This is a genomic window from Pseudomonas sp. NPDC087804 (assembly GCF_044742965.1).
Lineage (GTDB): Bacteria > Pseudomonadota > Gammaproteobacteria > Pseudomonadales > Pseudomonadaceae > Aquipseudomonas > Aquipseudomonas rustica.
Genome location: NZ_JBIUVN010000055.1, coordinates 4,656 through 5,076, shown reverse-complemented (window position 1 = coordinate 5,076; position 421 = coordinate 4,656). Strand labels below are relative to the sequence as shown.

General features: G+C 58.9%; 1 protein-coding gene. It reads left to right on the top strand.

Annotation, left to right across the window (positions count from 1 at the left end; translation table 11 throughout):
• The coding region (locus tag ACIOMO_RS27660) for a thiamine pyrophosphate-dependent enzyme (RefSeq protein WP_401244653.1) at positions 1–421 on the top strand (421 nt) is incomplete at both ends.

Genomic DNA, 421 nt, shown 5'->3' with positions numbered 1-421 from the left:
AAGAAGAAGGTCGAGCTGGGTTCCGGTGACGTAAAGTATCACCAGGGCTTCTCGTCCAACGTGATGACCGCCGGCGGTGAAGTTCACCTGGCCATGGCGTTCAACCCGTCCCACCTGGAAATCGTTTCCCCGGTGGTAGAAGGTTCGGTTCGCGCCCGTCAGGATCGTCGTAACGACCCGACCGGTGAGAAGGTTCTGCCGATCTCCATCCACGGTGACGCTGCTTTTGCAGGTCAGGGCGTGGTCATGGAAACCTTCCAGATGTCGCAGACCCGCGGTTTCAAAACCGGCGGTACCGTGCACATCGTGATCAACAACCAGGTTGGTTTCACCATCAGCAACCCGCTGGACTCGCGTTCCACCGAGTACGCCACCGACGTTGCCAAGATGATCCAGGCGCCGATCCTCCAGGTGAATGGTG